The following is a 25,847-nucleotide window of genomic DNA, read 5'->3' on the forward strand; positions in this document are numbered from 1 at the left end:
CGGGGAGGGTGCGCTCCAGGCGGCCGTCGCGCATCAGCACCGCCGAGTTGCGCACCAGCGGGGCGGTGACGTCCCGCCAGGCGGAGGACTCGCCGACCGGGTTGGGCGGGCGGTGCACACGGCCCAGGTAGGTGTCGGAGAACAGCCACAGCAGCCGGCCGTCGGGCAGCCGCACCGAGTGGGTGCCGTCGCCGCCGGTCCAGTCGTCGGTGCGGGTGGCGTCGTCGCCGTAGCGGGCGAACTCGGAGGTGAGGGCGGTGTCGGCGGACCAGGAGGCGACGGTGCGCGGTGTGCAGGCGGTGCCGTCCCGCGGGTGGTCGTCGTCCTCCGGGAGCGCGGTGAGCAGCGCCGCCCCGAGGACCAGGGCCAGCAGCAGGCCGATCCCGGTCCCCGTCCGTCGTCGTGCGCGTGCTGCGTCGTCGGGCACGCTCCGGGACGTTAGTGGCCGACGTGGCTCCGGTCCATGGGGCAGGGGCACGCCCCGGGGATCGGCTCTTCGGCGACCTCACGCCTCGGGGGCCGGTTCATCACCGGTCTCACGACTCGGGGGTCGGCCTCCCACCGGCCCACGAAGACCCACGAACCGAGGCCGGCTCCCCGCCGGTCCTGCGGTCCTTGAGGCGGAGCCCCGCGGCGCAGGGGGCGCTCCCCGCCGGCAGGGGCCCCGCCGCCGTGTCGCGGGGGCCGGTCAGCCCCGGGCGGCCGCGGCCCGCAGGGCGATGCGGTCCTCCCCCGCGTACACGTTCATGGAACTTCCCCGAAGGAAGCCCACCAGCGTCAGCCCCGTCTCCGCCGCCAGGTCCACCGCCAGGGACGACGGGGCCGAGACGGCTGCCAGCACCGGGACGCCGGCCATCACCGCCTTCTGCGCCAGTTCGAAGGAGGCACGGCCGGAGACCATGAGGACCGTCCGCGACAGCGGCAGCCTCCCGTCCTGCAGGGCACGGCCGACCAGCTTGTCGACCGCGTTGTGCCGGCCCACGTCCTCGCGCACGTCGAGGAGCTCGCCCTCCTCGTCGAACAGGGCCGCCGCGTGCAGACCGCCGGTGCGGTCGAAGACCCGCTGGGCCGCCCGCAGCCGGTCGGGCAGGGCCGCCAGCAGCTCCGGGGTCAGACGCAGCGGGGGAGTGTCGGCGAGGGGGTGGCGGGTCGTGGTGCGCACCGCGTCCAGGCTCGCCTTGCCGCACAGGCCGCAGGACGAGGTGGTGTACACGTTGCGCTCGAGCGTGATGTCCGGGATCACCACGCCGGGCGCGGTCCTCACGTCCACCACGTTGTAGGTGTTCGACCCGTCGGCCGTCGCCCCGGCGCAGTAGACGATGTTCTGCAGGTCGGACGCGCCGGCCAGGACGCCCTCGCTCACCAGGAACCCGGCCGCCAGCGCGAAGTCGTCCCCCGGGGTGCGCATGGTGATCGCCAGCGGCCGGCCGTTCAGCCGGATCTCCAGGGGTTCCTCGGTGACGAGCGTGTCCGGGCGGCTGGACACCACCCCGTCCCGGATGCGGATCACCTTGCGTCGTTCCGTGACTCGTCCCATGTCCCCAGTCCTGATCAGTCCCGGTTCTGTACGTGCTGGTAGCCGAAGCGTCCCTTGATGCACAGGTTGCCGTGGGTCACCGGGTTGTCGTGCGGCGAGGTGACCTTCACGATCTCATTGTCCTGCACGTGCAGGGTGACGTTGCAGCCCACGCCGCAGTAGGCGCACACGGTCGTCGTCCGCGTCTGCTTCGACTCGTCCCACGTACCCGCCGCCCGCATGTCGAACTCCGACTTGAACGACAGCGCGCCCGTCGGGCACACCTCGATGCAGTTCCCGCAGTACACGCACGCCGAGTCGGTCAGCGCGGCGTCGTGCTCCACGGCGATCCGGGCGTCGAAGCCGCGCCCCGCGACCGAGATCGCGAAGGTGTTCTGCCACTGCTCGCCGCAGGCGTCCACGCACTTGTAGCAGAGGATGCACTTGTCGTAGTCGCGCACGTACAGGTCGTTGTCGATCCTCGGTTCCTCGCCGAGGCGGGCGGCGTCCGGGCCGAAGCGGTCCGGTTCCGCCCCGTACTCCTCGAGCCACCCGGCGACCCGGGGGGTGGTCGACAGGTCGACCGAGGAGGCGAGCAGCTCGAGGACGACCTTCCGGCTGTGCCGGGCCCGCTCGGTGCCGGTGCGCACCTCCATGCCCGGCTCGGCCCTGCGCGAGCAGGCCGGGACCAGGGTGCGCGAGCCCTCGACCTCCACCACGCAGACCCGGCAGGCGTTCTTCGGCCGGAGCGTGTCGCCCTCGCAGAGGGTCGGGACGTCCTTGCCCGCCGCCCGGCAGGCGTCCAGGATCGTCGTCCCCTCGGGGACCCGGACCGGCTCGCCGTCGAGGGTGAACTCCAGCAGACGGCGGGGGATACCCAGCGGTGTCACGGTCATTCGTACGCCCCCAGACGGTCGATGGCGGATTCCACGGCGTTCCACGCGGTCTGCCCCAGACCGCAGATCGAGGCGTCCCGCATCGCGCGGCCGACCTCGCGCAGCAGGGCGATGTCACCGGCGGCGTCGGCACCGGTGCGTTCGACGATGCGGTGCAGCGCCTCCTCCTGGCGCACGGTCCCCACCCGGCAGGGCACGCACTGCCCGCACGACTCGTCCCGGAAGAACCGGGCGATGCGCAGCAGCAGGCGGGGTAGCGGCACCGTGTCGTCGAAGGCCATCACGACCCCCGAGCCGAGTGTCGTGCCCGCCTCGCGCGTGCCCTCGAAGGTGAGCGGGATGTCCAGCTCGTCGGCGCGGACGAAACCGCCGGCCGCCCCGCCGAGCAGGACCGCCCGCAGCCCCTCGCGCACCCCGGCCGGCTCCAGCAGCCCGCCCAGCGTGGTGCCGAACGGCACCTCGTAGACCCCGGGCCGCTCCACGCTGCCCGACACGCAGAACAGCTTGGTGCCGGTGGAGTCCGGGGTGCCGGTCGCCGCGTACGCCGGTGCGCCCCGGGTGAGGATCGGCAGCACGTTGACCAGCGTCTCGACGTTGTTCTCGACCGTCGGCTTGCCGAACAGGCCCTTCTCCACCGGGAACGGGGGCTTGGAGCGGGGCTCGCCCCGGTACCCCTCGATGGAGTTGAACAGCGCGGTCTCCTCGCCGCAGACGTAGGCGCCGGCGCCGCGCCGGATCTCGATGTCGAAGGCGTAGCCCTGGCCCAGGATGTCGTCGCCGAGCAGACCGCGGGCGCGCGCCCGGTCGACGGCGTGGCGCATCCGGAGCAGCGCCCGCGGGTACTCGCCGCGCAGGTAGAGGTGGCCGGTGTGCGCGCCGGTCGCGTAGGCGGCGATCGTCATCGCCTCCACCAGGGCGTACGGGTCGCCCTCCATGATCACCCGGTCCTTGAAGGTGCCGGGCTCGGACTCGTCGGCGTTGCACACGAGGTAGTGCGGGCGGTCCGGCCGGGACGCCGTGGCCTGCCACTTGCGGCCGGTGGGGAAGGCGGCGCCCCCGCGGCCGACCAGACCCGAGTCGGTGACCTCCCGGATCACCCCGGCGGGCCCCAGTGCGAAGGCCCGGCGCAGCGCCGTGTAGCCGCCGTGCGCGCGGTAGTCGTCCAGCGACGCGGGATCGACCACGCCGACCCGGCCCAGCAGGGTCAGCGACGGGTCGCCCGCCTGCGGCACCGCCGTCACCGCCGGCGGCTCCGCGGGCGCCGCGTCCGGTGCGCCCGCCGCGCGCACGGCGGCCGCCACCGTCGCCGGCGCCGACACCGCCGTGCGCGCCGGGTCCCCGGCCCTGACGGCGAGCGCCGCGGGGGCGCGTTCGCACAGGCCCAGGCAGGGGCTGCGTTCCACGGCCACCCCGCTGCCGGGACCGAGCCGCGCCTCGGCCCCGGCGCACAGGTCGTCCGCCCCGGCCGCCGCGCACGTCAGGTCCGTGCACACGTGCAGCACGGTCGCCGGGCGCGGCCGGAGCGAGAACATCGCGTAGAACGTGGCCACCCCGTACGCCTCGGCCGGCGGCACGGTGAGCCGGCGGCACAGGTAGTTCAGGGCGCCCTCGCTGATCCAGCCGACCCGGTCGTTGACGGCGTGCAGGCCCGGCAGCAGCAGGTCGCGCCGGTCGCGGGCCTCGCGTCCGCCGCGGGCCCACCTGAGGTCCGTGTCGGAGCGGTCGGCGCCCTCCCAGGAGGACTCGGGGGGCCCGAGCAGCGCGTCGACGGCCGCCCGTTCCTCGTCGGTGGGCTCGCTGTCGCCGAAGTGCAGGTCCACGGTCGCTCACCTCACGTGTGTCGGAGCCGGGAGCTTCTCGATCCGGATCGCCGACGCCTTGAACTCCGCCGTCCCCGCGATCGGGCAGTTCGCCTCGATCGTCAGCCGGTTGGTGTCCACCTCGTCGGGAAAGTGGAACGTCATGAACGCGAGCCCCGGCCGCAGCGAGGTGTCGATCCACACCGGCGCCAGCACGGACCCGCGCCGCGAGGACACCCGCACCTCCTCGCCGACCACGACGCCGTACCGCTCGGCGTCCTCCGGGCACAGCTCGACGTGCTCGCCGCGACGCAGCGGAGAGGGGAAACCGCCGCTCTGCACACCGGTGTTGTACGAGTCGAGCCGCCGCCCGGTGGTGAGCCGGATCGGGTACTCCTCGTCGGTGAGGTCGACCGGCGGGTCGTGCCGCACGAGCCCGAACGGCGCGGGCCGGCCCCGCCGCACCGGGTCCTTCTCCCACAACCTGCCGTGCAGGTAGGTCGGTTCGATCGCGTCGGTGCTGGGGCACGGCCACTGGATGCCCTGGTGCTCCTCCAGCCGCTCGTACGTCATGCCGTAGTGGTCCGGGGAGACCGAGCGCAGCTCGTTCCAGACGGCCTCGGCGTCGGCGTACTTCCAGTCGTGGCCGAGGCGGGCGGCGAGGTCGCAGATGATGTCGATGTCCTCGCGCGCCTCGCCGGGCGGGGCGACGGCCCGGCGGACGCGCTGCACCCGCCGCTCGCTGTTGGTGGTGGTGCCCTCGGTCTCCGCCCAGCCGGCGGTCGCGGGCAGGACCACGTCCGCCAGTTCGGCGGTCTTCGTGAGGAAGATGTCCTGCACGACGAGGAAGTCCAGCGACCGCAGCCGCCGTACGGCCTGCCCGGCGTCCGCCTCCGACTGGGCCGGGTTCTCGCCGATGCAGTAGACGGCCCGCAGCGAACCGTCCTCCATGGCCTCGAACATCTCCGTCAGGTTCAGCCCGTAGCGCGGCTGGACGGTGGTGCCCCAGGCGGACTCGAACTTCAGCCGGACGTCCGCGTCGAGGATGTCCTGGAAGCCGGGCAGGCGGTTGGGGATCGCGCCCATGTCGCCGCCGCCCTGCACGTTGTTCTGGCCGCGCAGCGGCTGCAGGCCCGAGCCGTAGCGGCCGACGTGGCCGGTGAGCAGGGAGAGGTTGACCAGGGCGCGGACGTTGTCGGTGCCGTTGTGGTGCTCGGTGATGCCGAGGGTCCAGCACAGCTGGGCGCGCTCGGCGCGGGCGTAGGCGTGCGCCAGCTCCCGTACGGCGGCGGCCGGTACGCCCGTCACCTTCTCGGCGAGGGACGGCGTCCACGGTTCGACCAGTGCCCGGTACTCCTCGAAGCCGGTGGTCGCCCGCCGGACGAACGCCTCGTCGACCAGGCCGGCGTGGATGATCTCGCGGCCGATCGCGTGCGCCATCGGGATGTCGGTGCCGACGTTCAGCCCGAGCCAGCTCTCCGCCCACTCGGCGGTGGACGTCCGGCGCGGGTCGACCGCGTACATCCGGGCCCCGTTGCGGATGCCCCTGAGCACGTGCTGGAAGAAGATCGGATGCGCGAAGCGGGCGTTGGAGCCCCACATCACGATGACGTCGGTGTGCTCGACCTCCTCGTACGACGACGTCCCGCCGCCGGAGCCGAACGCGGCCGACAGGCCGGCGACGGACGGCGCGTGGCAGGTGCGGTTGCACGAGTCGACGTTGTTGGTGCCCATGACGACCCGGGCGAACTTCTGCGCCACGTAGTTCATCTCGTTGGTCGCGCGGGCGCAGGAGAACATCCCGAACGCGCCGCGCGCGGCGCCGAGTCCGCGGGCGGTCCGGTCCAGGGCCTCCTCCCAGGTCGCCCGCCGGAACGGTTCGTCCCGGGAGTCCCTGACCAGGGGATGGGTGAGCCGGGTGTAGGTCTTCGGCTGACGCTTCCTCATGCGGCGCTCCTCAGGGCGAGCAGGTCCGAGATGGCGTGCACGGTGCGCAGGGTGGGCACCTCCACACCGGTGATCCCCGCCAGTTCGACGACCGCGGCGAGCAGGACGTCGAGCTCCAGCGGCTTGCCGCGCTCCAGGTCCTGGAGCGTGGAGGTGCGGTGGTCGCCGACGCGCTCGGCGCCGGCCAGACGGCGCTCGACGGAGACGCCGACCTCGCAGCCGAGGGCCCGGGCCACCGCCAGCGTCTCGGCCATCATCGTCCCGATGACCTCCCGGGTGCCGCCGTGCAGGCACATCTGCCGCATGGTGGCGCGCGCGAGCGCACTGATCGGGTTGAAGGAGATGTTGCCCAGCAGCTTCAGCCAGATGTCGTTGCGCAGGTCCGGCTCGACCGGGCACTTCAGACCGCCCGCCCGCATCGCCTCGCTCAGCGCCAGACAGCGCGCGGAGACGCTGCGGTCGGGTTCGCCGATCGAGAACCGGGTGCCTTCCACATGGCGCACGACACCGGGCTGTTCGAGTTCGGTGGCCGCGTAGACGACGCAGCCGACGGCCCGTTCGGGCGCGAGCACCGCACTGACCGCGCCGCCGGGGTCCACACTCTCCAGGCGGCGGCCGTCGTACGGTCCGCCGTGCCGGTGGAAGTACCACCAGGGGACGCCGTTCTGGGCGGCCACCACCGCCGTGGTGCCGTGCAGCAGCGGCTCGACCAGCGGCCCGCACGCCGCGTACGAGTGGGCCTTCAGCCCGAGGAAGACGTAGTCGACGGGGCCCACTTCGGCCGGGTCGTCGGTGGCACGGGGGCGGGCGGTGAAATCGCCGCGGGGGCTGCGCACCCGTACTCCGTACCGCCTCATGGCCGCCAGGTGCGGTCCACGGGCGATGAGATGCACGTCGGCGCCCGCACGGTGGAGCGCGGCACCGACGTAGGCGCCGATCGCCCCGGCGCCGAGGACTGCGACTTTCATGGCGATGGGAGCTCCGTCCGGTCGAGGGATACCGAGGAACCACTGACTCTGTCGACGAAATATTGTCTACAGTATGGAGGTTATGCCAGCAAGGCTTTGTGCAGTACCAGTGGTTGTCTGCTCAACCGCCTTCTCAACAGCCCCGCCCCTCCCTACGGTTGGGGACCCATGAGTCCCCCCACCGCACCCCCGGGCTGGAGCCGCTGGCTGGTTCCGCCCGCCGCCCTCTCCGTCCACCTCTCCATCGGCCAGGCCTACGCGTGGAGCGTGTTCAAGCCGCCGCTCGAGTCCGCGCTGGGCCTCAGCGGCACCCAGAGCGCGCTGCCCTTCCAGCTCGGCATCGTCATGCTCGGCCTGTCCGCCGCCTTCGGCGGCACACTGGTCGAACGCAACGGCCCGCGCTGGGCGATGACCGTCGCCCTGGTCTGCTTCTCCTCCGGTTTCCTGCTCTCCGCCCTCGGCGCGGCCACCGGGCAGTACTGGCTGATCGTCCTCGGCTACGGCTTCGTCGGCGGCATCGGCCTCGGCATCGGGTACATCTCGCCCGTGTCGACGCTCATCAAGTGGTTCCCGGACCGGCCCGGCATGGCCACCGGCATCGCCATCATGGGCTTCGGCGGCGGCGCGCTGATCGCCTCGCCCTGGTCGGCGCGGATGCTCGAGTCCTTCGGCGCCGACAACGCCGGCATCGCGCTCGCCTTCCTCGTGCACGGGCTGACCTACGCGGTGTTCATGCTGCTCGGCGTGGTGCTCGTGCGGGTGCCGCGCACCGGGCGGCCGGCGGCGGGCGGTCCGGCCGTGCCCACCGGGCCGCAGGTCCCGGCCCGCGCCGCGGTGCGCACCCCGCAGTTCTGGCTGCTGTGGGTCGTGCTCTGCACGAACGTCACCGCCGGCATCGGCATCCTGGAGAAGGCCGCGCCGATGATCACCGACTTCTTCGCCGACACCTCCGCGCCGGTCTCGGCGACGGCCGCGGCCGGCTTCGTCGCGCTGCTGTCGGCGGCGAACATGGCGGGCCGCATCGGCTGGTCGTCCACCTCCGACCTGATCGGCCGGAAGAACGTCTACCGCCTCTACCTGGGCGCCGGCGCGCTGATGTACGCGCTGATCGCCCTGTTCGGCGACTCCTCCAAGCCGCTGTTCGTGCTGTGCGCGCTGGTGATCCTCTCCTTCTACGGGGGCGGCTTCGCGACGGTCCCGGCGTATCTGAAGGACCTCTTCGGCACCTACCAGGTCGGCGCGATCCACGGGCGGCTGCTCACCGCCTGGTCCACGGCCGGCGTGCTCGGGCCGCTGATCGTGAACTGGGTGGCCGACCGCCAGGAGGAGGCGGGCCGGCACGGCTCGTCGCTGTACGGGCTGTCGTTCCTGATCATGATCGGGCTACTGGTCGCCGGCTTCGTCGCCAACGAACTGGTCCGGCCCGTCCACCCCCGCCACCACGTCCCGGGCCCCGAGGCCCCGAAGGAGGCCGCCGATGACCGGCGACAGCAGTCAGAGCCCGCCCAGCCCCGGCCGTCGCGGGCTGATCGCCTTCGCCTGGCTGTGGGTGGGGGTGCCGCTCGCCTACGGCCTCTACGAGCTCGTGCGGAAGGCGGCGCAGCTGTTCACCGGGTGACCGCGGGCCCCGGGCGGTCGTGCGCGGGGGCCTGACCGAAGCCGACAAGCCCGACACCCGATTCCTGTCACTTCACCTGCCCCCGTACCCGTGAGTCACTGATCAGACTGGTGCATCCCGCAACCGAACCACGAGGGGGATCCACCCATGATCGGCTCGCGCATCGTCGCCGTCGGCCACTACCAGCCCGCCGGGGTGCTCACCAACGAGGACCTGGCGGGCATGGTCGACACCAGCGACGAGTGGATCACGAGCCGGGTGGGCATCCGCACCCGTCACGTCGCGGGGCCCGACGAGCCGGTCGACGAACTGGCCGCGCACGCCGCCGCCAAGGCGCTCGCGGCGGCCGGCCGGACACCCGCCGACATCGACCTGGTGCTGGTCGCCACGTCCACCGCGATCGACCGCTCGCCCAACATGGCCGCCCGGGTCGCCGCACGCCTCGACATGCCCGGGCCGGCCGTGCTGGACGTCAACGTGGTCTGCGCCGGGTTCACCCACGCGCTGGCCACCGCCGACCACGCGGTGCGGGCCGGGGCCGCGCTCGCCGAGGCCGACGAGGTGGCCGCCCGCACCGATCTGGGGGAACTGCCCCTGGCCGGAGTGCCCGTGGCCGTCAAGGACAACCTCGCCGTGCGCGGTGAGAGCATGCGCGTCGGGTCCGCCGCGACCCCGGACACGCCCGCCGAGCGGGACCACGAGACGGTGGCCCGGCTGCGGGCGGCGGGCGCGGTGGTCGTGGGGCTGACGAACGTGCCGGAGCTGTGCGTCTTCGGCACCACCGAGGGCGTCCACGGCACCGCCCGCAACCCCTGGGACCCCGCGCGCAGCGCGGGCGGTTCGTCCGGGGGCAGCGCCGCCGCCGTCGCCGCCGGGATGGTGCCGATCGCCCTCGGCAACGACGGCATGGGCTCGCTGCGCATACCGGCCGCCAACTGCGGTCTGGTGACCATCAAACCGGGCCGCAAGGTCGTGCCGGCGGGCATCGGGGACGGCGACTGGTTCGGGATGTCGGAGAACGGGCCGCTCGCCACGACGGTCGAGGACGCCCGTCTGGTGTTCGCGGTCCTCGCCGGCCCCGGGGCCGTGCGCCGCCCCGGGGCCGCCACCCACAGGATCGCCGTGTCCCTGCGCAGCCCGCTGGCCGGCGTCACCGTGACCAAGCCGTACGCGGCGGCCGTCCGGGAGGCCGCCGGGGTGCTGATCAAGGCCGGGCACCAGGTGCGGCGGGCCGATCCGCCGTATCCGGTGTCGCTGGGCGTGACCGCGCTGGCCCACTGGACGGCGGGGACGGCCGTGGACGCACGCGGTCTCGACGCCCGTCTGCTGACGCGGCGCACCCGGGTGCACGCGGCCATCGGCCGGCGCTGCGAGCACACCGTGCGTTCCGGAACCGGCCGGGAGCGGCTGAGGCAGCGGCTGGAGCCGTTCTTCACCGAGCACGACGTCCTGCTCACCCCGGCGCTGGCCCGCCGCTCCCCCGAGGCGGGGCCCTGGCACGAGCGGGGCTGGCTGCGGAACGTGGCCGCCAACTCGGCGTACTCGCCGCTGACCCCGCCCTGGAACCTGACGGGCTGGCCCGCGATGTCCGTGCCGTTCGGCACCCTGCCGTCCGGCGCGCCCTGCGCGGTCCAGCTGGTGGGCCGCCCGGGGTCGGAGGCCGATCTGCTGGAGATCGCCGGGCAGCTGGAACAGCGGCACCCGTGGCGCCGGACCGCGCCCCTGGACCAGGGCGTCCGGCGGATCGGGCCGGAAACGACGTTGCCGCGGTCCGCGGCGAGTGCCTAGAGTCGGCCGGGTGACTGCCGGGTCGGCCGTGGGCCATACACGTGAGGCGCTCCCGGCCTCGGAGTGAGGCCGGTGGAGCCCCTCCCGCCCGGACCGGGCCGGGAGCCGGGGAGGGCACGCGCCCCGCCTTCTTCTCCGCGCTCCCCCGTTCCCCCGTTTCTCTGTTTCCTTGATTTCCTCCACCGCGCCTCTTCCGCGACACACCCGAGGCGCACGACATCCCGGAGCCGAATCCAGCCATGCCCGAAGCACAGCACGCGTCCACGGCCGAACCGCCGGTCCGGACCGTCCAGTTGAACCACACCGTCGTCCTCGCCCACGACCGGCACCTGTCGGCGGAGTTCCTCGCCACGATCCTGGGCCTGAAGGTCGGCGCCCCGTTCGGGCCGTTCCTGCCCGTCGACCTCGGCAACGGGGTGACGCTCGACTACTACGAGCAGCGGGACCGGCCGATACAGGCGCAGCACTACGCGTTCCTCGTGCCCGAGGAGCAGTTCGACACGATGATCGCCCGCCTGGAGGCGGTCGGGGTCACCTACTACGCCGATCCGAGCCACACCGAGCCCGGCCGGGTCAACGACCTGTTCGGCGGTCGCGGCGCCTACTTCGACGACCCGGACGGCCACAACATGGAGATCATGACCCGGCCCTACGTCCGGCCGTAGGAAGGGGACCTCCGGTCACAGCGCCCGGTACATGATGTGCAGCCCGACCCGGCCGTGCCGGGGGTGCTCGTACGCCTCGGGAACCGTCCCGAGGATCTCGAACCCCAGCGACGTCCACAGCTTCACGGCCGGGTTGGTCTCGACGACGGCGTTGAACACCATGCCCCGGTAGCCGGCCGCCCGGGCCTCGGCCAGGACGTGCTCGGCCAGGACACGGCCGAGGCCCAGGCCGGTCCGGTCCGGGTCGACCATGAAACCGGCGTTGGCGATCCGGGCGGCCGGGCCACCGTAGTTGGGGGTGAGGTAGGCGGAGGCGACGACGGCCCCGGTGTCGTCCTCGACGACGTAGACCTGTTTCGCCGGGTTCATCCACAGGGCCCGGGCGTCCTCCTCGGAGGTGTCCGGGTCCCATGTGTAGGTGTCGCCCGCGGCGACGATGCGGTGCCAGAACGGCCAGATGCGCGGCCAGTCGTCAGCGGCGGCTTCCCTGATCTGCATGGGCGCGAGTCTGGCACGCCCCTGTGTCCGGTGAGCGCGGGGAGACGGCGGCGTCAGTCGACGCTGGGGAGGATGTGGGGCTCGGCGAGGTCGTCCTCGTAGCCCGCGAGGCGGATCGGAGCCGACCGGGCCCACACGTCCAGGCTGCGGATCGGAGCCGACCGGGGCCACACGTCCAGGCCGCCGAGCTGCCCGGGTCGGCGGCCCGCGTGCTCCGGAGGTTCCTCCGGGCGCTGTTCTCGATTCGTCATCTCCGGTGTCACCGCGCACTCCTTATGTGTCGGTCACCCTCGGGACGTGCCGCGCCGGTCCTGCCGCACCGTGCGCCCGACGTCCGCCTGGGCCTGGGTCGAATAGTGATTCGGACGCGGTGGCGCCGGCGACTCGAGGGAGAGCAGACCGTTGTGAACCGGCTTGTCCCATGACGGACCGTGGGTGTGGGTAGGACCCTTTGCTGCTGTCCGTCCGCATCAGATTAACCAAATGAGCGGCACCCCGCTCGATGGGGCTGAAAACCGTGGGTAACAATCATGTGTCCAGCAGTGCGGGTTGACCCCCAATATGCCCTTATGTCGCCACTGGCGCACGTGCGTTCAGTCACTCATTCGGACTACAGGGCGTCGACGTTCTCGAGAAGACCGCGCGGTCAGGGCGAAGTTCAGGCCCCGTTGGCCGACGCGCAAGCTCGTCATGGTCTGCTGCCGCACGGCAACGGCTGTCTCCCGGGAGGACCGGCGCATGGAGCTGCGCACCGTCGAGGAGCTGATGGACCTGCTGCACGCGTGCCGGGGCACCCGGACGGTGCCGGGCAGGGGCGGCACCGCGGTCGACGCCCACGACCACGCGCTGCGGACCGCCGCGTTGCTCCGCCGCGGCCGGCCCGCGGACAAGGAGCTCCAGGTGGCCGGCCTGGTGCGGCCCGTCGGCCTGCCGCTGTGGCCGGGCGGGCCGGCGGAACGGGCCGACCGTGCGGCGGACGCGGTCCGGGCCCTGCTCGGCGAGCGGGTCGCCGGTCTGGTACGCCGCCACCCCCGGAGCGACCTCCCCGCCGACGACGACCTCCTCGCCCTGCGCGCGGCGGACGAGGAGGCCCGCACCGCCTGCTTCGACGCCGGGGTCCTGGAGGACTGGCGCACCGTGCTGGAGCTGCTGGCGGCGCGCAACTCACGGCTGGGGGCGGTGGACTGACGGCCTGTCGGCCTCAGTCCCTCCCCGTCACCACTTGCCGGGCGCGTAGTCCTTCAGGAAGACGCCGTACAGGTCCTCGCCCGCCTCACCGCGGACGATGGGGTCGTAGACGCGGGCCGCGCCGTCGACCAGGTCGAGCGGGGCGTGGAAGCCGGCCTCGGCGAGGCGCACCTTGTCCGGATGGGGACGCTCGTCGGTGATCCAGCCGGTGTCGACGGCCGTCATCAGGATGCGGTCCTTGTCGAACATCTCCTGGGCGCTGGTGCGCGTGAGCATGTTCAGGGCGGCCTTGGCCATGTTGGTGTGCGGGTGGCCGGCGCCCTTGTAGCCGCGGGCGAAGACGCCCTCCATGGCGGAGACGTTCACGATGTACGTCCGCCGGGCCGGGGAGGCCGCCATGGCCGGGCGGAGCCGGCTGATGAGGAGGAACGGCGCGGTGGAGTTGCAGAGCTGGACCTCGAGCAGCTCGATCGGGGTGACCTCCTCCACCGTCTGCACCCAGCTGTTGGTGTCGTGCAGGTCCGGGACCAGACCGCCGGCGTCGATCGCGGTACCGGCGGCGATGCGCTCGAGGGAGGCGGACCCGGAGACCAGCGCCAGGCCGGTGACGTCCTGCGCGGTGAGCGCGCCGCCCCCGGCGACCGGGAGCTCGGCCACCGCGCCGGAGTTGAAGGTGCCGATCACCTCGGCGGCGGGCAGTTCACCGGCGGGCAGCGGGGCGGACTCGGCGGTGACCAGCTCGCTGTAGGCCTGCGGGGAGCGCCGTACGGTCTGGGCGGCGTTGTTGATCAGGATGTCCAGCGGACCGGCGGCGGCGACCGAGTCGGCGAGCGCGACGACCTGGGCGGGGTCGCGCAGGTCGATGCCGACGATCTTCAGCCGGTGGATCCACTCGTCGCTGTCGGGCTGGGCCTTGAAGCGGCGGACGGCGTCGTTCGGGAAGCGGGTGGTGATCGTGGTGTGCGCGCCGTCGCGCAGCAGCCGCAGCGCTATGTACATGCCGATCTTGGCGCGTCCGCCGGTGAGCAGGGCGCGCTTGCCGGTGAGGTCGGCGCGGGCGTCGCGCCGGGCCCGGTTCTCGACGGCGCACTTCGGGCAGAGCTGGTGGTAGAAGTAGTCGACCTCGACGTAGCGGGTCTTGCAGACGTAGCAGGAGCGGGGGCGCTGGAGTATCCCCGCGATCTGGCCCGGCGCGATCCGCGAGGAGGGCAGGACGCCCTCGGTCTCGTCGTCGATGCGCTGGGCGGAGCCGGTCGCGGTGGCCTCGGTGACCTCGCGGTCGTGGGCGGTCTTGGCGGCCCGGCGTTCCTGGCGACGGCGCTGCTTGACCATGCGGTAGAGGTGCGAGGTGGCCCGGCGCACCTTGATCGCGTCGGGGTGGTCGACGTCGAGCTTGTCGAGCTCCTCGATCACGCCGAGGCAGACGGCGAGCCGCTCCGGGTCGATGCCGGGCCCGTACGCCACCGTGTCCGTGGCCCGGGGGCCGTCCTCTGTCACCGTCATCGCCGCTGCCGTTCCCTGCTCTGCCCTCGCGGCGCTCCGGTCGCGCCCGCTGTCGAACGGGGGATTTTACGGAGCACCGGGCCGCAGCGCCAAACCCGCCCGGGTGGGCCGCACCGGCCGGAGCGCCCCGGGGAGGGGCAGGTCACCGGGCGCGGCGGTCAGGTGTCGCAGACCGTGAGCAGCGTCTGCACCTCCTCGGACATCGCGCGGGCCAGCCGGTCGACGTCGGGGACGGCCGCGCCGTCGGCGACCAGACCGTAGTGGACGCGCCCGCGGTAGGTGGAGACCGCGACCGCGAGGGAGTGTCCGGGGGCCAGCGGCGCGAGCGGGAAGACCGCGCCGAGCGGGTCGCCGCCGAGCCTCAGGCCGAAGCCGGGCAGCGGCACGCTGGTGACCAGGACGTCGAACCAGAGGCGGGCCGCCTGGCCGAGCAGCGGCCCGCCGAGCCGGTGGCCGAGCGGCGGCACGTGGTCGGCCAGCAGGGCGACGGCACCCGCGCCCCGGTGGGGGCCCGCGTCCTTGTTGCGGTCCATGGCGGTGCGCACCAGGGCGAGGCGCGCGAGCGGGTCCCGCTCGCCGACGGGCAGCCGCAGCAGGTACCCGGAGAGCCGGTTGCCCTGCGGGTGGGCGGTGCGCGGCCGGCGCCGGGAGACGGGGACGAGGGCGCGGGGGGCGACACCCTCGCTGCCGTCGCCGCGCTCGTCGAGCCAGCGGCGCAGCGCGCCGGCGACGACCGCGATCAGTACGTCGTTGACGGTGCCGCCGGCGCTCTTGCGGATCCGGTGCACGTCGTCGAGGTCGATCACCGCGCCGGCGGTGCGCCGGGTGCCGCTGGGGGCGCAGCCGAGCGCGGGCGAGGACCGCATGTCGAGGGTGGACCGGGCGACGGCGGCGCCGATGTCCAGGGCCCGCCCGGCGTCGGACAGGGCGTCGCGGAGGAGTTCGGGCACCCTGCGCACGTCCGGGAGCATCCCGCGCGGCGGCTCGGCCGGGCGGGGCCGGGGAGCGGGCAGGTCCATCGGGTCCATCAGCGCGGCGGCCAGGGTGAGGGCGCGCAGTCCGTCGGCGAGGGCGTGGTGGAACTTGAACAGCACCGCGAACGAGGCGCCGTCCCGTCCCGGCAGCACATGGGCCTCCCAGGGCGGCCGGCTGCGCTCCAGCGGGCGTTCCATGAGCCGCCCGGCCTCGGCGTGGAAGTCGGCGGCCGGGGGGTGCAGCCGGATGTGGTCCAGGGGGTCGAAACCGGGGTCGGGTTCCCGCTCGGCGCCGCCGAAGGCGAGCGACCCGCGCAGGGCGGAGGCGAGCGGACGGCGCAGGGCCGAGACGAGCGACTCGCCGGGGCCCGGCCACGGGCGCCGCAGCGGCGGCCGCGCGGTGAGCGGCTGCCACACGTCCCGGATGCGCATCCGCAGTCCGGGTACGGCGGCGGCCCGGGCGGCGAGCAGGTCGGCCGCGTGGGCGGCGGCGGAGGGCGAGCGGGCCGCGAAGACACCGAGCGCCGCCAGGTGCATGGGGTGACCGGCGGACTCCAGGTTCCAGAACGCCAGGTCGAGAGGAGCGAGCGGGTCTGCGGTCACGGGCTTGCCTCTCATCGGCGGCGGGGCGGCTCGGGCGGGACGGCCGGACAGGGCGGCCGTACGGGTCGGATCGGGCGCGGAACGGATCAGCAGTCAATCGCCTCCGGCCGATTACGGTCAAGTACGATCCGGATACGCACAGTTAACACTATGTGACGTCTCCGCCCCTTCCACCGTGCGGCGGAAGGGGCGGGACGCGGGTGACCTACGGGGCTACAGCGGTGCGGTCGGCGCCCGCCGGGGGGATGGACGCCACCCGGACGGGTGCGGGCCGCCGGAGGAACCTTTCATCGCACGGCGCCCTCCGCGGCCGCGCAGCCCGCGGGCCGCGCCAGGGAGGCCTCCCGGATCAGGGCGTCGTGCGCCGCCTTCACCCGGGCCACGTCCGGCTTCACGACGCGGCGGTCGTAGGTGAGCAGACCGTTGAGCTCGCCCTCGACGTCCGTGATCTGGGTGTACACGGCACCGTTGCTGCCCCGGCACACCAGCGCGCGCACCTCGTCGAGCTTGGTGAGGTAGTCGTCGGTGTAGGTCTTCGGGTCGACGTCGATGTACGACATCTGCACCGACCAGGCGTGCCCGGGCACGGCGAGGCCGAGGCCGCCGTACTCGCCGGTGACCAGGGCGCGCCTGCCGTCCGGGCGGGGCGGGAGGGCCGGGCTGGGGTAGCCGTGCTCGTCCATGATGTCGCCGGCGTTCCCGTCGGCGCCGAGGTTGAGCCCCGACTGGTTGTTGACCAGGCGGGTGGGGTCCCAGGCCTTGGCCTGTTCGGCGATGCGGCCCACGTCGTACTGGCCCCAGCCCTCGTTGAAGGTGACCCACATGACGATCGACGGGCTGTTGAGGTGCTCGTCGATCATCTGCTTCATCTCGCGCTCGTAGCGGGCACGGGCCTCGGCGCCCGGGTTCACCCCGGCCGTCATGGAGGGCATGTCCTGCCACACCATGAGCCCCAGCCGGTCGGCCCAGTAGAACCAGCGGTCCGGTTCGACCTTGATGTGCTTGCGCACGGAGTTGAAGCCGAGCTCCTTGTGCATGCGCAGGTCGTACGCGAGGGCCTCGTCGGTGGGCGCGGTGTGCAGGCCGTCGGGCCAGAAGCCCTGGTCGAGCGTGGCCATCAGGAAGACCGGCTCGCCGTTGAGGACCGTGCGCGGCACGCCGTCCACCTGCTCGACGCCGACGGAGCGCATCCCGAAGTAGCTGCCGACGCGGTCGGCGCCGACGGTCACCCTCAGGTCGTACAGGAACGGGTCGTCGGGCGACCACAGGCGCGGGTCCCTGATCCTCAGGGTCAGCGGCTTCCCGGTGCGGCCGCTCGCCGTGGCGACCTTGCGCCGTCCGTCGTACGCGGTCGCCGTGATCGGCACGCCGTCCCGGACGCCCTTCGCCTCCACCGTGAGCCGCTCGCCGGGCACGTCGGGGACGAGCTTGAGGGAGTCGACGTGGTCGCGGGCGACCGGCTCCATCCAGACCGTCTGCCAGATGCCCGAGCTGGGCGTGTACCAGATGCCGCTGGGGTCCAGGCGCTGCTTGCCGAGCGGCGGGTTCTCGCCGTTCGCCGCGTCGGTGGGGTCGTACACGCCGACGATGAGCTCCTGGGTCCGGCCGGGCACGAGCGCGTCGGTGACGTCGGCGCTGAACTTGTCGTAGCCGCCCTCGTGCGTGGCGACCTTCGTGCCGTTGACGTACACCTCGGAGCGCCAGTCGACCGCGCCGAAGTTCAGCCGCAGCCGCCGGTCGGAGCCGATGCGCCAGTCGCGGGGGACGGTGAAGGTGCGGCGGTACCACATGCGGTCCTCGTGCCGCTGGATCCCGGAGAGCTGGGACTCCACCGGGTACGGGACGAGGATGCGCTCCTTCAGCGTCTTCCCGACGGGCGGCCGCTCGCCCTCCTCGGCGGCGGCGAACTGCCAGCGGCCGTTGAGGTTCACCCAGTCCTCGCGGGTGAGCTGCGGGCGCGGGTACTCGGGGAGGGCGTTGTCCGGGCCCACCTCGTCGGCCCACTCGGTGCGCAGTTCGTGGGTGGAGCGGTTGGGGCCGCTGCTCAGGAACGCGTCCACGGGGTCGCCGCCGGCGGCGGCCAGACCGCCCTGCCCGTCGTAGCGGACGTCGGCGCGGCCGCGGGCGGTGCCGGTCTTGTTGCCGACGACGGGCTCGGCGAGGGTGACGAGCAGCGCCCTGGGGTCGGCCGGGTCGGGCTTCGCCGACTTCAGGGGCCACTCGGCGCCGCCGATCACCGCGTTCAGGTGGTCGGTGAAGCCGGCCGGGGGCGTGGCGAGCCGCTGCGGGAAGTCGAGTTTCAGGGTGCGGCCGGAGGCGAGGACGGTGGCGGCGAGGGCGCCGTCGTAGTCGAAGCCGTCGGGGAGGCGGAACGCCGACTGCGGGACGGGTTCCTTGGTGCCGCCGGGTTCGGTCCAGCGCAGGTGGAGGTTGGAGCCGCCGTAGTGCTCGAAGTACTCGACCTTGATGTCGTAGGCGCGGCCCGCGGTCAGCTCGATCGGCTCGGCGGTCTGTTCGCGGTCCCAGTCGTCGACCCAGTGGTCGATGGCGAGGCGGCCGTCGATCCACAGGCGGAAGCCGTTGTCGCCGATGATCGAGAAGGTGTGGGCGCCGGTCCTCTCCGGCACGATCTTCCCGGTCCAGCGGACGCTGACGTCGTCCGACCGGCCGGTGGTGACGTTCAGGCGCGGCTCCAGGTTGTCGAAGTCGATGTGGGTGTCGAAGGCGGTGGCCTTGAGCTCGTGGAAGTCGAAGGCGCCGGGGGCGGAGTGGGTGTAGTACTCGCCCTTCAGGCCGTGGATCTCCACCGGGTCGTCCTCCGCCGCGCTCGCGGTCGGGCCGGTCGCGGTGAGTCCGGTGACTCCCAGTGCGGCGGCCAGGAGAAGCGCGAAACGGTCTCTGAGTCGTCTGGTGCGCACGGATCCTCCGTCGGTGAGGAAGGTGACGGCTCGCTGCTCAGTACTCGGTGCTCAGTGCTCGGTCTGTCCCGGTTTCCGCTGTGTGCGGTGTTCTGTTGTGTGCGCTGCATGGTGCTCTACAACGTTGTCACCAACAGTTGTTGACATAACAGCACGGATTCCGTCAGCCGTCCAGGGACATGACAAAGGCCCCGGCGGCCACCACGCCTCACCGGGGCCCCACGCGCACGCGGCGCCGCTACGGCACCCGCTGCCCCTTCCCCAGCGCGATCACCCCGCCCTTGGACACGGTGTAGAGCGCCGCGTCCCGCTCCGGGGTGACGCCGATCGCCGCGCCCGGCGGCACCTCGACGTTCTTGTCGAGCACCGCCCCGCGCACCACGGCGCCCCGCCCGACGTGGACGTTGTCGTGCAGCACCGAGCCCTGCACCACGGCCCCGGGCTCGACCACCACGCCCGGCGACAGCACCGACCGCGTGACCTGGCCCCGGATCAGGCAGCCGGCGCTGATGATGGACTCGCTCGCCATGCCGCCGGCGTTGAAGCGGGCGGGCGAGAGCTGGCCGGAGTGGGTGTAGATGGGCCACTGCCGGTTGTAGAGGTTGAACGCGGGGCGCTCGGCGATCAGGTCCATGTGGGCCTCGTAGTACGCGTCCAGCGTGCCGACGTCCCGCCAGTAGCCCTGGTCGCGGCTGGTCTCGCCGGGCACGTGGTTGGTACTGAAGTCGTACAGGTGCGCCTCGCCCCGCTCGGTCAGCTGGGGCAGGATCGAGCCGCCCATGTCGTGCGCCGAGTCCTCGTCCTCGGCGTCCCGCTGGAGCGCCTCGATCAGGGCCTTGGTGGTGAAGACGTAGTTGCCCATGGAGGCGAACACGCAGTCGGGGGCGTCGGCGAGGCCGGGCGGGTCGGCGGGTTTCTCCAGGAAGCGCTCCACGGTCCGGCCGTCCGGGCCCGGGACGATCACGCCGAAGGCGGCGGATTCCGAGCGCGGCGTCCGGATCGCCGCGACCGTGACGCCGGCGCCGCTCTCGATGTGCTGGGCGAGCATCTGGCGCGGGTCCATCCGGTACACGTGGTCGGCGCCGAACACCACCACGTGGTCCGGCTGTTCGTCGTAGATCAGGTTCAGTGACTGCAGGATGGCGTCGGCGCTGCCCAGGTACCAGTGCGGGCCGAGGCGCTGCTGGGCGGGGACCGGGGTGACGTAGTTGCCGAGCAGGCTGGACATCCGCCAGGTGGTGGTGATGTGCCGGTCCAGCGAGTGCGACTTGTACTGCGTCAGCACGCAGATCCGCTTGATGTCGCCGTTGACCAGGTTGGACAGTACGAAGTCGATCAGGCGGTACGTGCCGCCGAAGGTGACCGCCGGTTTGGCGCGGTCCGCCGTGAGGGGCATCAGGCGCTTGCCCTCGCCGCCCGCGAGCACGATTCCCAGGATCGAAGGACCACCACGACGCATGGCCGCTCCCCTCACGCCGAATTTTCCCAACCCTGCCCCGGACGGGCGGGGCTAAGCCTGTTTGAGGACCTCCTCGTAGAGCCGGACCGTACGGCGGGCCACCGCGTCCCAGCCGAACTCCCCCACCGCGCGCTCCCGCCCCGCCTCGCCCATCCGCCGGGCGGTGCCCGGGTTCCCGAGGACCGAGTCGAGGGCGCGCGCGAGGCCCGTCTCGAAGTCGTCGTCCACCTCCACGAGTACCCCGGTCGCGCCGTCCTCCACGACCTCGGGGATCCCGCCGGTCCTGGAGGCCACCACCGGGGTGCCGCAGGCCATCGCCTCCAGGTTGACGATGCCGAGCGGCTCGTAGACCGACGGGCAGGCGAACACGGTGGCGTGCGTGAGGAGCTGGATCACCTCCGGGCGCGGCAGCATCCGCGGGATCCAGTGCACTCCGTCACGGATCCGGCTCAGCTCCCGGTACAGCTCGCGGAACTCCCGGTCGATCTCGGGGGTGTCCGGGGCGCCCGCGCACAGCACCACCTGCGCGGCCGGGTCGATGCCGCGGACCGCCCGCAGCAGGTGGGGCACGCCCTTCTGGCGGGTGATGCGGCCGACGAACAGCACGTACGGGCGGGAACGGTCGAGGCCGATCCGGTCCAGGACGTCGGTGCCGGGATCGGGGCGGTACAGGTTCGTGTCGATGCCGTTGTGCACGACGTGCACCCGGCCGGGGTCCAGCGCCGGGTAGCAGGCCAGGATGTCCTCGCGCATGGCGCCGGAGACGGCGATCACCGCGTCGGCGGCCTCGACGGCGGTGCGCTCGGCCCAGCTCGACAGGGTGTAGCCGCCGCCGAGCTGCTCGGCCTTCCAGGGGCGCAGCGGCTCGAGGGAGTGGGCGGTCACCACGTGCGGGACGCCGTGCAGCAGCTTGGCGAGGTGGCCGCCGAGGTTGGCGTACCAGGTGTGGGAGTGGACCAGTTCGCTGCCCTGGAGGGCGGCGGCCATGGCGAGGTCCACGGAGAAGGCGCGCAGCGCGTCGTTGGCGCCGTCGAGCGCGGACCAGGGCCGGTGGCGCAGCACGCCGTCCGTGCGGCCCTCGCCCCAGCAGTGCACCCGGAGGTCCACCAGGGGCCGCAGCTCCCGGGCGAGGAACTCCACATGGACCCCGGCGCCGCCGTACACGTCCGGGGGGTACTCCCGGGTCAGCAGTCCCACTCGCACCCGTGAACCCCCTGTCTGAGCGGACGTTCCCCTCATGGTCGCCCATACGGGGCGCGCGGGGGAAGAGCGGGACGGGCGCGGGAAGCCGCGGGCGCCGCGGACGCCCCCGCCGGGCACCCGGTGATGCGGCAGCCGCGGGCCGGGGCCCGGTACCGTACACGTCCGCGCGGCCGGGAAGTCGCCGTGGGCGTCCGGGCGTTGCGCCGTGTACAGCCGTGTGCACCCGTGCGGGAGCGGGCAGCGGCGGAACGGCCGCCGGGGCCGCGCGGGGCGGCGGGACGGGATCCGAAACCCGCGGCGCGCCGGAGCGCCGAGCCCCCTAGGGGGAGCAATCGGGGACCCTCCCGCCGCGGGTGCACACCCTGGGGATGACGGGGTCGTCGTCGTACTCCACCGACAGGAGGACGAATTGGGTGCTCAAGGACGACGACGGGAACAGCGGGACAGGGCATCGTGTTGTCCATGAGAGCCGACCGTTCGCCGCGCCGGGTTCCGCGCCCGGACCTCACGCAGAGGAGCAGCCGATGAGCGCCCTCGCGTTGTCCGTGCTGCTGTCGTTCGTCTCCGCCGTGGCGTACGCCGGCGGGGCGATCGTGCAGGAGCAGGTCGCGGTGTCCTCCCCCGGTGAGCAGCAGTACGCGCCGCTGCGCAGGCCGGGCTGGTGGGCGGCCGTCGCGCTCAACGGCCTCGGCGGACTGCTGCACGTGGTGGCACTGGCCTACGGCCCGCTGAGCCTCGTCCAGCCGCTGGGCGCCCTGACCATCGTGTTCGCGCTGCCCATGGCCGCGCTGTTCGTGGGCCGCAGGGCCGGGGCGACCGCGTGGCGCGGCGCCCTCATGGCGAGCGTGGGCCTCGCCGGTCTGCTCTCCCTGGTCGGCGCGTCCGACGCGCAGTCGCTGGACACCGCCCAGCGGGTGGCGGCGGCCCTGGTCACGGCCGCCGCGGTGGTGGCACTGATGATCGCGGCCCGGACCGCGCACCGGCATCCCGCGGTGCGCAGCATCCTGCTGGCCACCGCCTCCGGTGTCGCGTTCGGCATGTCCTCCGTCTTCACCAAGACCGTCGCGGTCGACTGGACCGGCGGGGTCTCGGCGGCGGACCTGCCGTCCCTCGCGGTGATCGGCGTGCTGGCCACGGCCGGCATGCTCCTGTCCCAGGCCTCCTACCGCGGCGCCGGGCTCGCGGCGCCGCTGGCGACGCTGACGGTGGTGAACCCGGTGGTGGCGGCGGCGGTCGGCATCACGATGTTCGGCGAGACCTTCCGCCACGGCACGACGGGCACGGCGCTCGCGCTGAGCTGCGGTGTGGTCGCGGCCGGCGGACTGATCCTGCTGACGACGGAGCGGCTGGCGCGCGAGCAGCAGCGGACGGCGGCCGCCCGGCCCGGGCCCGCCCTTCCCGCCTTCCTGCCGGAGTCCGTGCCCGAGGCGGTCCCCGCCGCCCGGTCCGTGGTGACCGCGGCGCCGGGGGCCGACCCCGCCGAACGGCTGCTGGCCGGACTCGAGCTCCCCGAGGACGTACGCGTACGCGTGCCGCTCCCGGCGCCGGCGTCCTGGGCGCCGGGCGGGACGGAGCCCGTCCCGGTGCCGCCGGTGTCGTACGGGCCCTTCCACGGCGGTCCGTACGTGCCGGTGCCGGTGGCCCGGCACCGGACGCGCGTCAGATCCTGACGCCGCCCGCCCGCAGATAGGCGACCGGGTCGACGTCCGAGCCGAAACCGGGCCCCGTCCGCACCTCGAAGTGCAGATGCGGGCCCGAGCTGTTCCCGGTCGAACCGGAGCGGCCGATGCGCTGGCCGGCCGCGACCGACTGGCCGCTCTTCACGGAGATCGCCGACAGGTGCGCGTACTGGCTGTAGCGGCCGTCGGCGTGCCGGACGACCACCTGGTAGCCGAACGAGCCCTCCCAGCCCGCGCCGACGACGCGGCCCGCCGCGACCGACTTCACGGACGTGCCGGTGGGCACGGGGAAGTCGATCCCGGTGTGGTAGCCCTTCGACCAGGCGGACCCGGCCTTGTGGTACGGCGTGCCGAGGGCCCCGCCGACCGGGGCGACCAGGGTGCCGCCGGCCTTCTTGGTGGCGCGGTCGGCCCGGTCCTCGGTGCGCTGCGGGGCGGTCTTCTTCTCCGCCGTCCCGGAGGCCCGCTTCGACGGCTTCTCCGGTGCCTTCGAGGCCTTCCCGGCCGGTGTCCTCGCCACCGTGCCCGACGGCTCGGGCAGGGCGAGCCGCTGACCGGGCAGGATGAGGTCGGGGTCGGCTCCGATGGCCGAGCGGTTGGCTTCGTACAGGCCCTTCCAGCCGCCCCGGACGCGTTCGTCCCGCGCGATGCCGGAGAGGGTGTCGCCGCGGACCACGGTGTACGTCTCGGCGCGGCCCGCCCGGGACTGGGGCGTGGTGTGCGGCTTCACGTCCTCGACGGAGGACCGGCCGCTCTTCCCGCCGCCGGCCTTCCGGTCGCCGCCGTCGGTCTTCCCACTTTTCCCGCTCTTCCCGCCGCTCCGGTCGCTCCGGTCGGTGGCCGGCCGGATGTCCGGGGTGTCGCCGCCCCTCGTCAGTCCGGCCCGGGCCGAGCACACCGGCCAGGCGCCGGGCCCCTGGCCGTCGAGCACCTTCTCGGCGATCGCGATCTGCTGGTCCCTGGTGGCCAGGTCCGCGCGCGGCGCGTACCGGGTGCCGCCGAACGCCTCCCACGTGGACCGGGTGAACTGCAACCCGCCGTAGTAGCCGTTGCCCGTGTTGATGTCCCAGTCGTTGCTGGACTCGCACGCGGCGACCTTCTCCCAGGTCCCCACGTCGGCGGCCTGGGCGGTGCCGGCGCCCATGAGCGGCAGCGCCATACCGGCACCGCCCGCGGTGACGGTGAGCGAGGCGCGGTTGATCCTGTTCGGCTGATACCGGCGGTGCCGGCCGCGCACGGCCATGGAGCCCCCCTCGACAATGCGTCAGGAGGGGCAAAAGTAAGCGTTGCGAACTGCCCGGGACAAGATGCGTATCGGCCGCACGGTTGCGCCAAGTGGCCGGTAATTTTCGCTCAGTTGCGCCCCGTCTGCCGCCCCGTGCACCGCACGCGCGGGCGGGTGCGCCCGTCCGCGGGCACGCGTCCGCGTGCACCGGCTGAGCGCACGGGGGCTTTCGCTCGTATGTGCTTGCGCGGGGGGTCGCACGACCCGCGCGTGCGGACGGAAGTACGGCACGTCAGGATGGTTGACGGCAGGACTGACGGGCGCCGGCCGGCAGCACCGACACCCCGGCAGTACCGATACCAAGGGCACTAGGAGCCAACCCTATGAGCAGTTCAGCGCAGATCGGCGTCACGGGTCTCGCGGTCATGGGCCGCAACCTCGCGCGCAACTTCGCCCGCAACGGCTACACGGTCGCGGTGCACAACCGGACGGCGGCGCGCACGCATGCGCTGGTGGAGGAGTTCGGGCACGAGGGCGGCTTCGTGGCGGCCGAGACGGCCAAGGAGTTCGTGGCGGCGCTGGAGCGCCCGCGGCGCCTGGTCGTCATGGTGAAGGCGGGCGAGCCGACGGACGCCGTGATCGAGGAGTTCGCCCCGCTGCTGGAGCCCGGTGACATGATCATCGACGGTGGCAACGCCCACTTCGCCGACACCCGGCGTCGGGAGCGCGAGCTGCGCGAGAAGGGGATCCACTTCGTCGGTACCGGCATCTCCGGCGGTGAGGAGGGCGCGCTCAACGGGCCGAGCATCATGCCGGGCGGGTCGAAGGAGTCGTACGGGTCCCTCGGCCCGATGCTGGAGAAGATCTCCGCCAAGGCGGCCGACGGCGCGCCCTGTGTCACGCACGTCGGCCCGGACGGCGCCGGCCACTTCGTGAAGATGGTCCACAACGGCATCGAGTACGCCGACATGCAGTTGATCGGTGAGGCCTACCAGCTGCTGCGCGACGTCGCCGGGTACTCGCCCGCACGGATCGCGGAGATCTTCCGCACCTGGAACACCGGCCGGCTGGACTCGTACCTGATCGAGATCACGGCCGAGGTGCTCTCCCACGTGGACGCGGCCACGGGCAAGCCGTTCGTGGACGTGGTGGTGGACCAGGCGGAGCAGAAGGGCACCGGCCGCTGGACCGTGCAGATCGCGCTCGACCTGGGCGTGCCGGTGTCCGGCATCGCGGAGGCGGTGTTCGCCCGCTCGCTGTCCGGCCACGCCACGTGGGAGAGCACCTCGGCCGTGATCTCGATCAGGTACGAGTCCAGCCGGCCGGTGTTCCAGGTGCGGAAGATCTCCGCGATCCGTGCGGGCGAGTACCCGGCGACGTCGCGCAGCAGCTGGTAGGCC

Annotated in this window: 19 protein-coding genes and 3 pseudogenes; 7 read left to right on the forward strand and 15 right to left on the reverse strand. The window is 73.2% G+C overall.

Annotated features, from left to right (window positions below; genetic code table 11):
• The 6 genes from B7L92_RS02765 to B7L92_RS02790 form a co-directional block, all read right to left on the reverse strand.
• Positions 1–427: DUF5005 domain-containing protein (locus B7L92_RS02765; RefSeq protein WP_497590767.1), on the reverse strand; the 427-nt coding region annotated here is incomplete at its 3' end.
• A gap of 261 nt (positions 428–688) precedes the next feature.
• The gene (fdhD, locus tag B7L92_RS02770; RefSeq protein WP_081235908.1) at positions 689–1,537 is read right to left on the reverse strand and encodes a formate dehydrogenase accessory sulfurtransferase FdhD; all 849 of its coding nucleotides are present in this window, start codon (positions 1,535–1,537) and stop codon (positions 689–691) included.
• Between the two features lie 14 nt (positions 1,538–1,551).
• On the reverse strand, positions 1,552–2,412 hold the full coding sequence (locus B7L92_RS02775; protein ID WP_081235909.1) for a 2Fe-2S iron-sulfur cluster-binding protein: 861 nt from the start codon (positions 2,410–2,412) through the stop codon (positions 1,552–1,554).
• Positions 2,409–4,232 carry an NAD(P)H-dependent oxidoreductase subunit E gene (locus B7L92_RS02780; RefSeq protein ID WP_081235910.1) on the reverse strand — a complete coding sequence of 608 codons (1,824 nt, stop codon included), beginning with the start codon at positions 4,230–4,232 and terminating at the stop codon, positions 2,409–2,411. Before B7L92_RS02780 ends, B7L92_RS02775 begins: the two co-directional genes overlap by 4 nt.
• 6 nt (positions 4,233–4,238) lie before the next feature.
• Entirely contained in the window at positions 4,239–6,158 is a 1,920-nt protein-coding gene (locus B7L92_RS02785) for a molybdopterin oxidoreductase family protein (RefSeq protein ID WP_081235911.1), read from the reverse strand.
• Positions 6,155–7,126 (reverse strand): 2-dehydropantoate 2-reductase, encoded by a 972-nt coding sequence (locus tag B7L92_RS02790; RefSeq protein ID WP_081235912.1) that lies wholly within the window; start codon positions 7,124–7,126, stop codon positions 6,155–6,157. The genes B7L92_RS02785 and B7L92_RS02790 overlap by 4 nt, the downstream gene beginning before the upstream one ends.
• A gap of 168 nt (positions 7,127–7,294) precedes the next feature.
• On the opposite strand from B7L92_RS02790, the pseudogene B7L92_RS02795 reads away from it, so the two are divergent.
• The 4 genes and pseudogenes from B7L92_RS02795 to B7L92_RS02805 all read left to right on the forward strand — a co-directional run.
• Positions 7,295–8,632 (forward strand): annotated as a pseudogene (locus B7L92_RS02795) (OFA family MFS transporter); the annotation flags it as partial.
• Complete coding sequence (locus B7L92_RS44030; RefSeq protein WP_497590768.1) at positions 8,604–8,744, forward strand: MFS transporter small subunit; 141 nt, start codon at positions 8,604–8,606, stop codon at positions 8,742–8,744. The pseudogene B7L92_RS02795 and the gene B7L92_RS44030, both read left to right, overlap by 29 nt.
• Before the next feature lie 147 nt (positions 8,745–8,891).
• The gene (locus tag B7L92_RS41520; protein WP_170102169.1) at positions 8,892–10,532 is read left to right on the forward strand and encodes an amidase family protein; all 1,641 of its coding nucleotides are present in this window, start codon (positions 8,892–8,894) and stop codon (positions 10,530–10,532) included.
• A 239-nt stretch (positions 10,533–10,771) separates the two neighbouring features.
• The gene (locus tag B7L92_RS02805; protein ID WP_081235914.1) at positions 10,772–11,197 is read left to right on the forward strand and encodes a VOC family protein; all 426 of its coding nucleotides are present in this window, start codon (positions 10,772–10,774) and stop codon (positions 11,195–11,197) included.
• A 15-nt stretch (positions 11,198–11,212) separates the two neighbouring features.
• On the opposite strand, the gene B7L92_RS02810 is transcribed toward B7L92_RS02805, so the two are convergent.
• Both B7L92_RS02810 and B7L92_RS02815 read right to left on the reverse strand, forming a co-directional pair.
• Positions 11,213–11,695, reverse strand: coding sequence for a GNAT family N-acetyltransferase (locus B7L92_RS02810; RefSeq protein WP_081235915.1), 483 nt, complete (start codon positions 11,693–11,695; stop codon positions 11,213–11,215).
• A 53-nt stretch (positions 11,696–11,748) separates the two neighbouring features.
• Positions 11,749–11,958: a hypothetical protein gene (locus tag B7L92_RS02815; protein WP_081235916.1), complete on the reverse strand. Its 210-nt coding sequence runs from the start codon at positions 11,956–11,958 to the stop codon at positions 11,749–11,751.
• A 475-nt stretch (positions 11,959–12,433) separates the two neighbouring features.
• Here B7L92_RS02815 and B7L92_RS02820 point away from each other — a divergent pair, with 475 nt between their 5' ends.
• Positions 12,434–12,883, forward strand: a complete 450-nt coding sequence (locus B7L92_RS02820; protein WP_081235917.1) for a hypothetical protein — start codon at positions 12,434–12,436, stop codon at positions 12,881–12,883.
• Positions 12,884–12,910: 27 nt separating this feature from the next.
• Here B7L92_RS02820 and B7L92_RS02825 read toward each other — a convergent pair whose 3' ends face one another.
• From B7L92_RS02825 to glgA, 5 genes are all read right to left on the reverse strand, one after another.
• Positions 12,911–14,386, reverse strand: coding sequence for an SDR family NAD(P)-dependent oxidoreductase (locus tag B7L92_RS02825; RefSeq protein WP_081235918.1), 1,476 nt, complete (start codon positions 14,384–14,386; stop codon positions 12,911–12,913).
• A gap of 158 nt (positions 14,387–14,544) precedes the next feature.
• The gene (locus tag B7L92_RS02830; protein ID WP_081235919.1) at positions 14,545–15,963 is read right to left on the reverse strand and encodes a wax ester/triacylglycerol synthase family O-acyltransferase; all 1,419 of its coding nucleotides are present in this window, start codon (positions 15,961–15,963) and stop codon (positions 14,545–14,547) included.
• Positions 15,964–16,250: 287 nt separating this feature from the next.
• Positions 16,251–18,881: a PA14 domain-containing protein gene (locus B7L92_RS02835; RefSeq protein ID WP_081235920.1), complete on the reverse strand. Its 2,631-nt coding sequence runs from the start codon at positions 18,879–18,881 to the stop codon at positions 16,251–16,253.
• Between the two features lie 238 nt (positions 18,882–19,119).
• Entirely contained in the window at positions 19,120–20,340 is a 1,221-nt protein-coding gene (glgC, locus tag B7L92_RS02840; RefSeq protein WP_081235921.1) for a glucose-1-phosphate adenylyltransferase, read from the reverse strand.
• 51 nt (positions 20,341–20,391) lie between these two features.
• Entirely contained in the window at positions 20,392–21,543 is a 1,152-nt protein-coding gene (gene glgA, locus B7L92_RS02845) for a glycogen synthase (protein WP_081235922.1), read from the reverse strand.
• Positions 21,544–22,067: 524 nt separating this feature from the next.
• Here glgA and B7L92_RS02855 point away from each other — a divergent pair.
• Complete coding sequence (locus tag B7L92_RS02855) at positions 22,068–23,213, forward strand: DMT family transporter (RefSeq protein ID WP_174703919.1); 1,146 nt, start codon at positions 22,068–22,070, stop codon at positions 23,211–23,213.
• Here the strand turns inward: B7L92_RS02855 and B7L92_RS02860 are convergent.
• Positions 23,203–24,465 (reverse strand): transglycosylase family protein, encoded by a 1,263-nt coding sequence (locus B7L92_RS02860; protein WP_081235925.1) that lies wholly within the window; start codon positions 24,463–24,465, stop codon positions 23,203–23,205. The genes B7L92_RS02855 and B7L92_RS02860 overlap by 11 nt on opposite strands.
• Positions 24,466–24,830: 365 nt before the next feature.
• Here B7L92_RS02860 and gnd point away from each other — a divergent pair.
• Positions 24,831–25,736, forward strand: a pseudogene (gene gnd, locus B7L92_RS02865) (NADP-dependent phosphogluconate dehydrogenase); the annotation flags it as partial.
• Positions 25,737–25,774: 38 nt separating this feature from the next.
• On the opposite strand, the pseudogene B7L92_RS43825 reads toward gnd, so the two are convergent.
• Positions 25,775–25,837: pseudogene (locus B7L92_RS43825) on the reverse strand (hypothetical protein); the annotation flags it as partial.
• Positions 25,838–25,847 lie beyond the last annotated feature (10 nt).

Source organism: Streptomyces viridosporus, from assembly GCF_002078235.1.
GTDB lineage: Bacteria > Actinomycetota > Actinomycetes > Streptomycetales > Streptomycetaceae > Streptomyces > Streptomyces viridosporus.

Bases quoted from the DNA above. Each gene is read 5' to 3' on its own strand.
- fdhD (WP_081235908.1), bottom strand. From the start codon at position 1,537: ATGGGACGAGTCACGGAACGACGCAAGGTGATCCGCATCCGGGACGGG.
- B7L92_RS02775 (WP_081235909.1), bottom strand. From the start codon at position 2,412: ATGACCGTGACACCGCTGGGTATCCCCCGCCGTCTGCTGGAGTTCACC.
- B7L92_RS02785 (WP_081235911.1), bottom strand. From the start codon at position 6,158: ATGAGGAAGCGTCAGCCGAAGACCTACACCCGGCTCACCCATCCCCTG.
- B7L92_RS02790 (WP_081235912.1), bottom strand. From the start codon at position 7,126: ATGAAAGTCGCAGTCCTCGGCGCCGGGGCGATCGGCGCCTACGTCGGT.
- B7L92_RS44030 (WP_497590768.1), top strand. From the start codon at position 8,604: ATGACCGGCGACAGCAGTCAGAGCCCGCCCAGCCCCGGCCGTCGCGGG.
- B7L92_RS41520 (WP_170102169.1), top strand. From the start codon at position 8,892: ATGATCGGCTCGCGCATCGTCGCCGTCGGCCACTACCAGCCCGCCGGG.
- B7L92_RS02805 (WP_081235914.1), top strand. From the start codon at position 10,772: ATGCCCGAAGCACAGCACGCGTCCACGGCCGAACCGCCGGTCCGGACC.
- B7L92_RS02810 (WP_081235915.1), bottom strand. From the start codon at position 11,695: ATGCAGATCAGGGAAGCCGCCGCTGACGACTGGCCGCGCATCTGGCCG.
- B7L92_RS02820 (WP_081235917.1), top strand. From the start codon at position 12,434: ATGGAGCTGCGCACCGTCGAGGAGCTGATGGACCTGCTGCACGCGTGC.
- B7L92_RS02825 (WP_081235918.1), bottom strand. From the start codon at position 14,386: ATGACGGTGACAGAGGACGGCCCCCGGGCCACGGACACGGTGGCGTAC.
- glgC (WP_081235921.1), bottom strand. From the start codon at position 20,340: ATGCGTCGTGGTGGTCCTTCGATCCTGGGAATCGTGCTCGCGGGCGGC.
- B7L92_RS02855 (WP_174703919.1), top strand. From the start codon at position 22,068: ATGAGCGCCCTCGCGTTGTCCGTGCTGCTGTCGTTCGTCTCCGCCGTG.
- B7L92_RS02860 (WP_081235925.1), bottom strand. From the start codon at position 24,465: ATGGCCGTGCGCGGCCGGCACCGCCGGTATCAGCCGAACAGGATCAAC.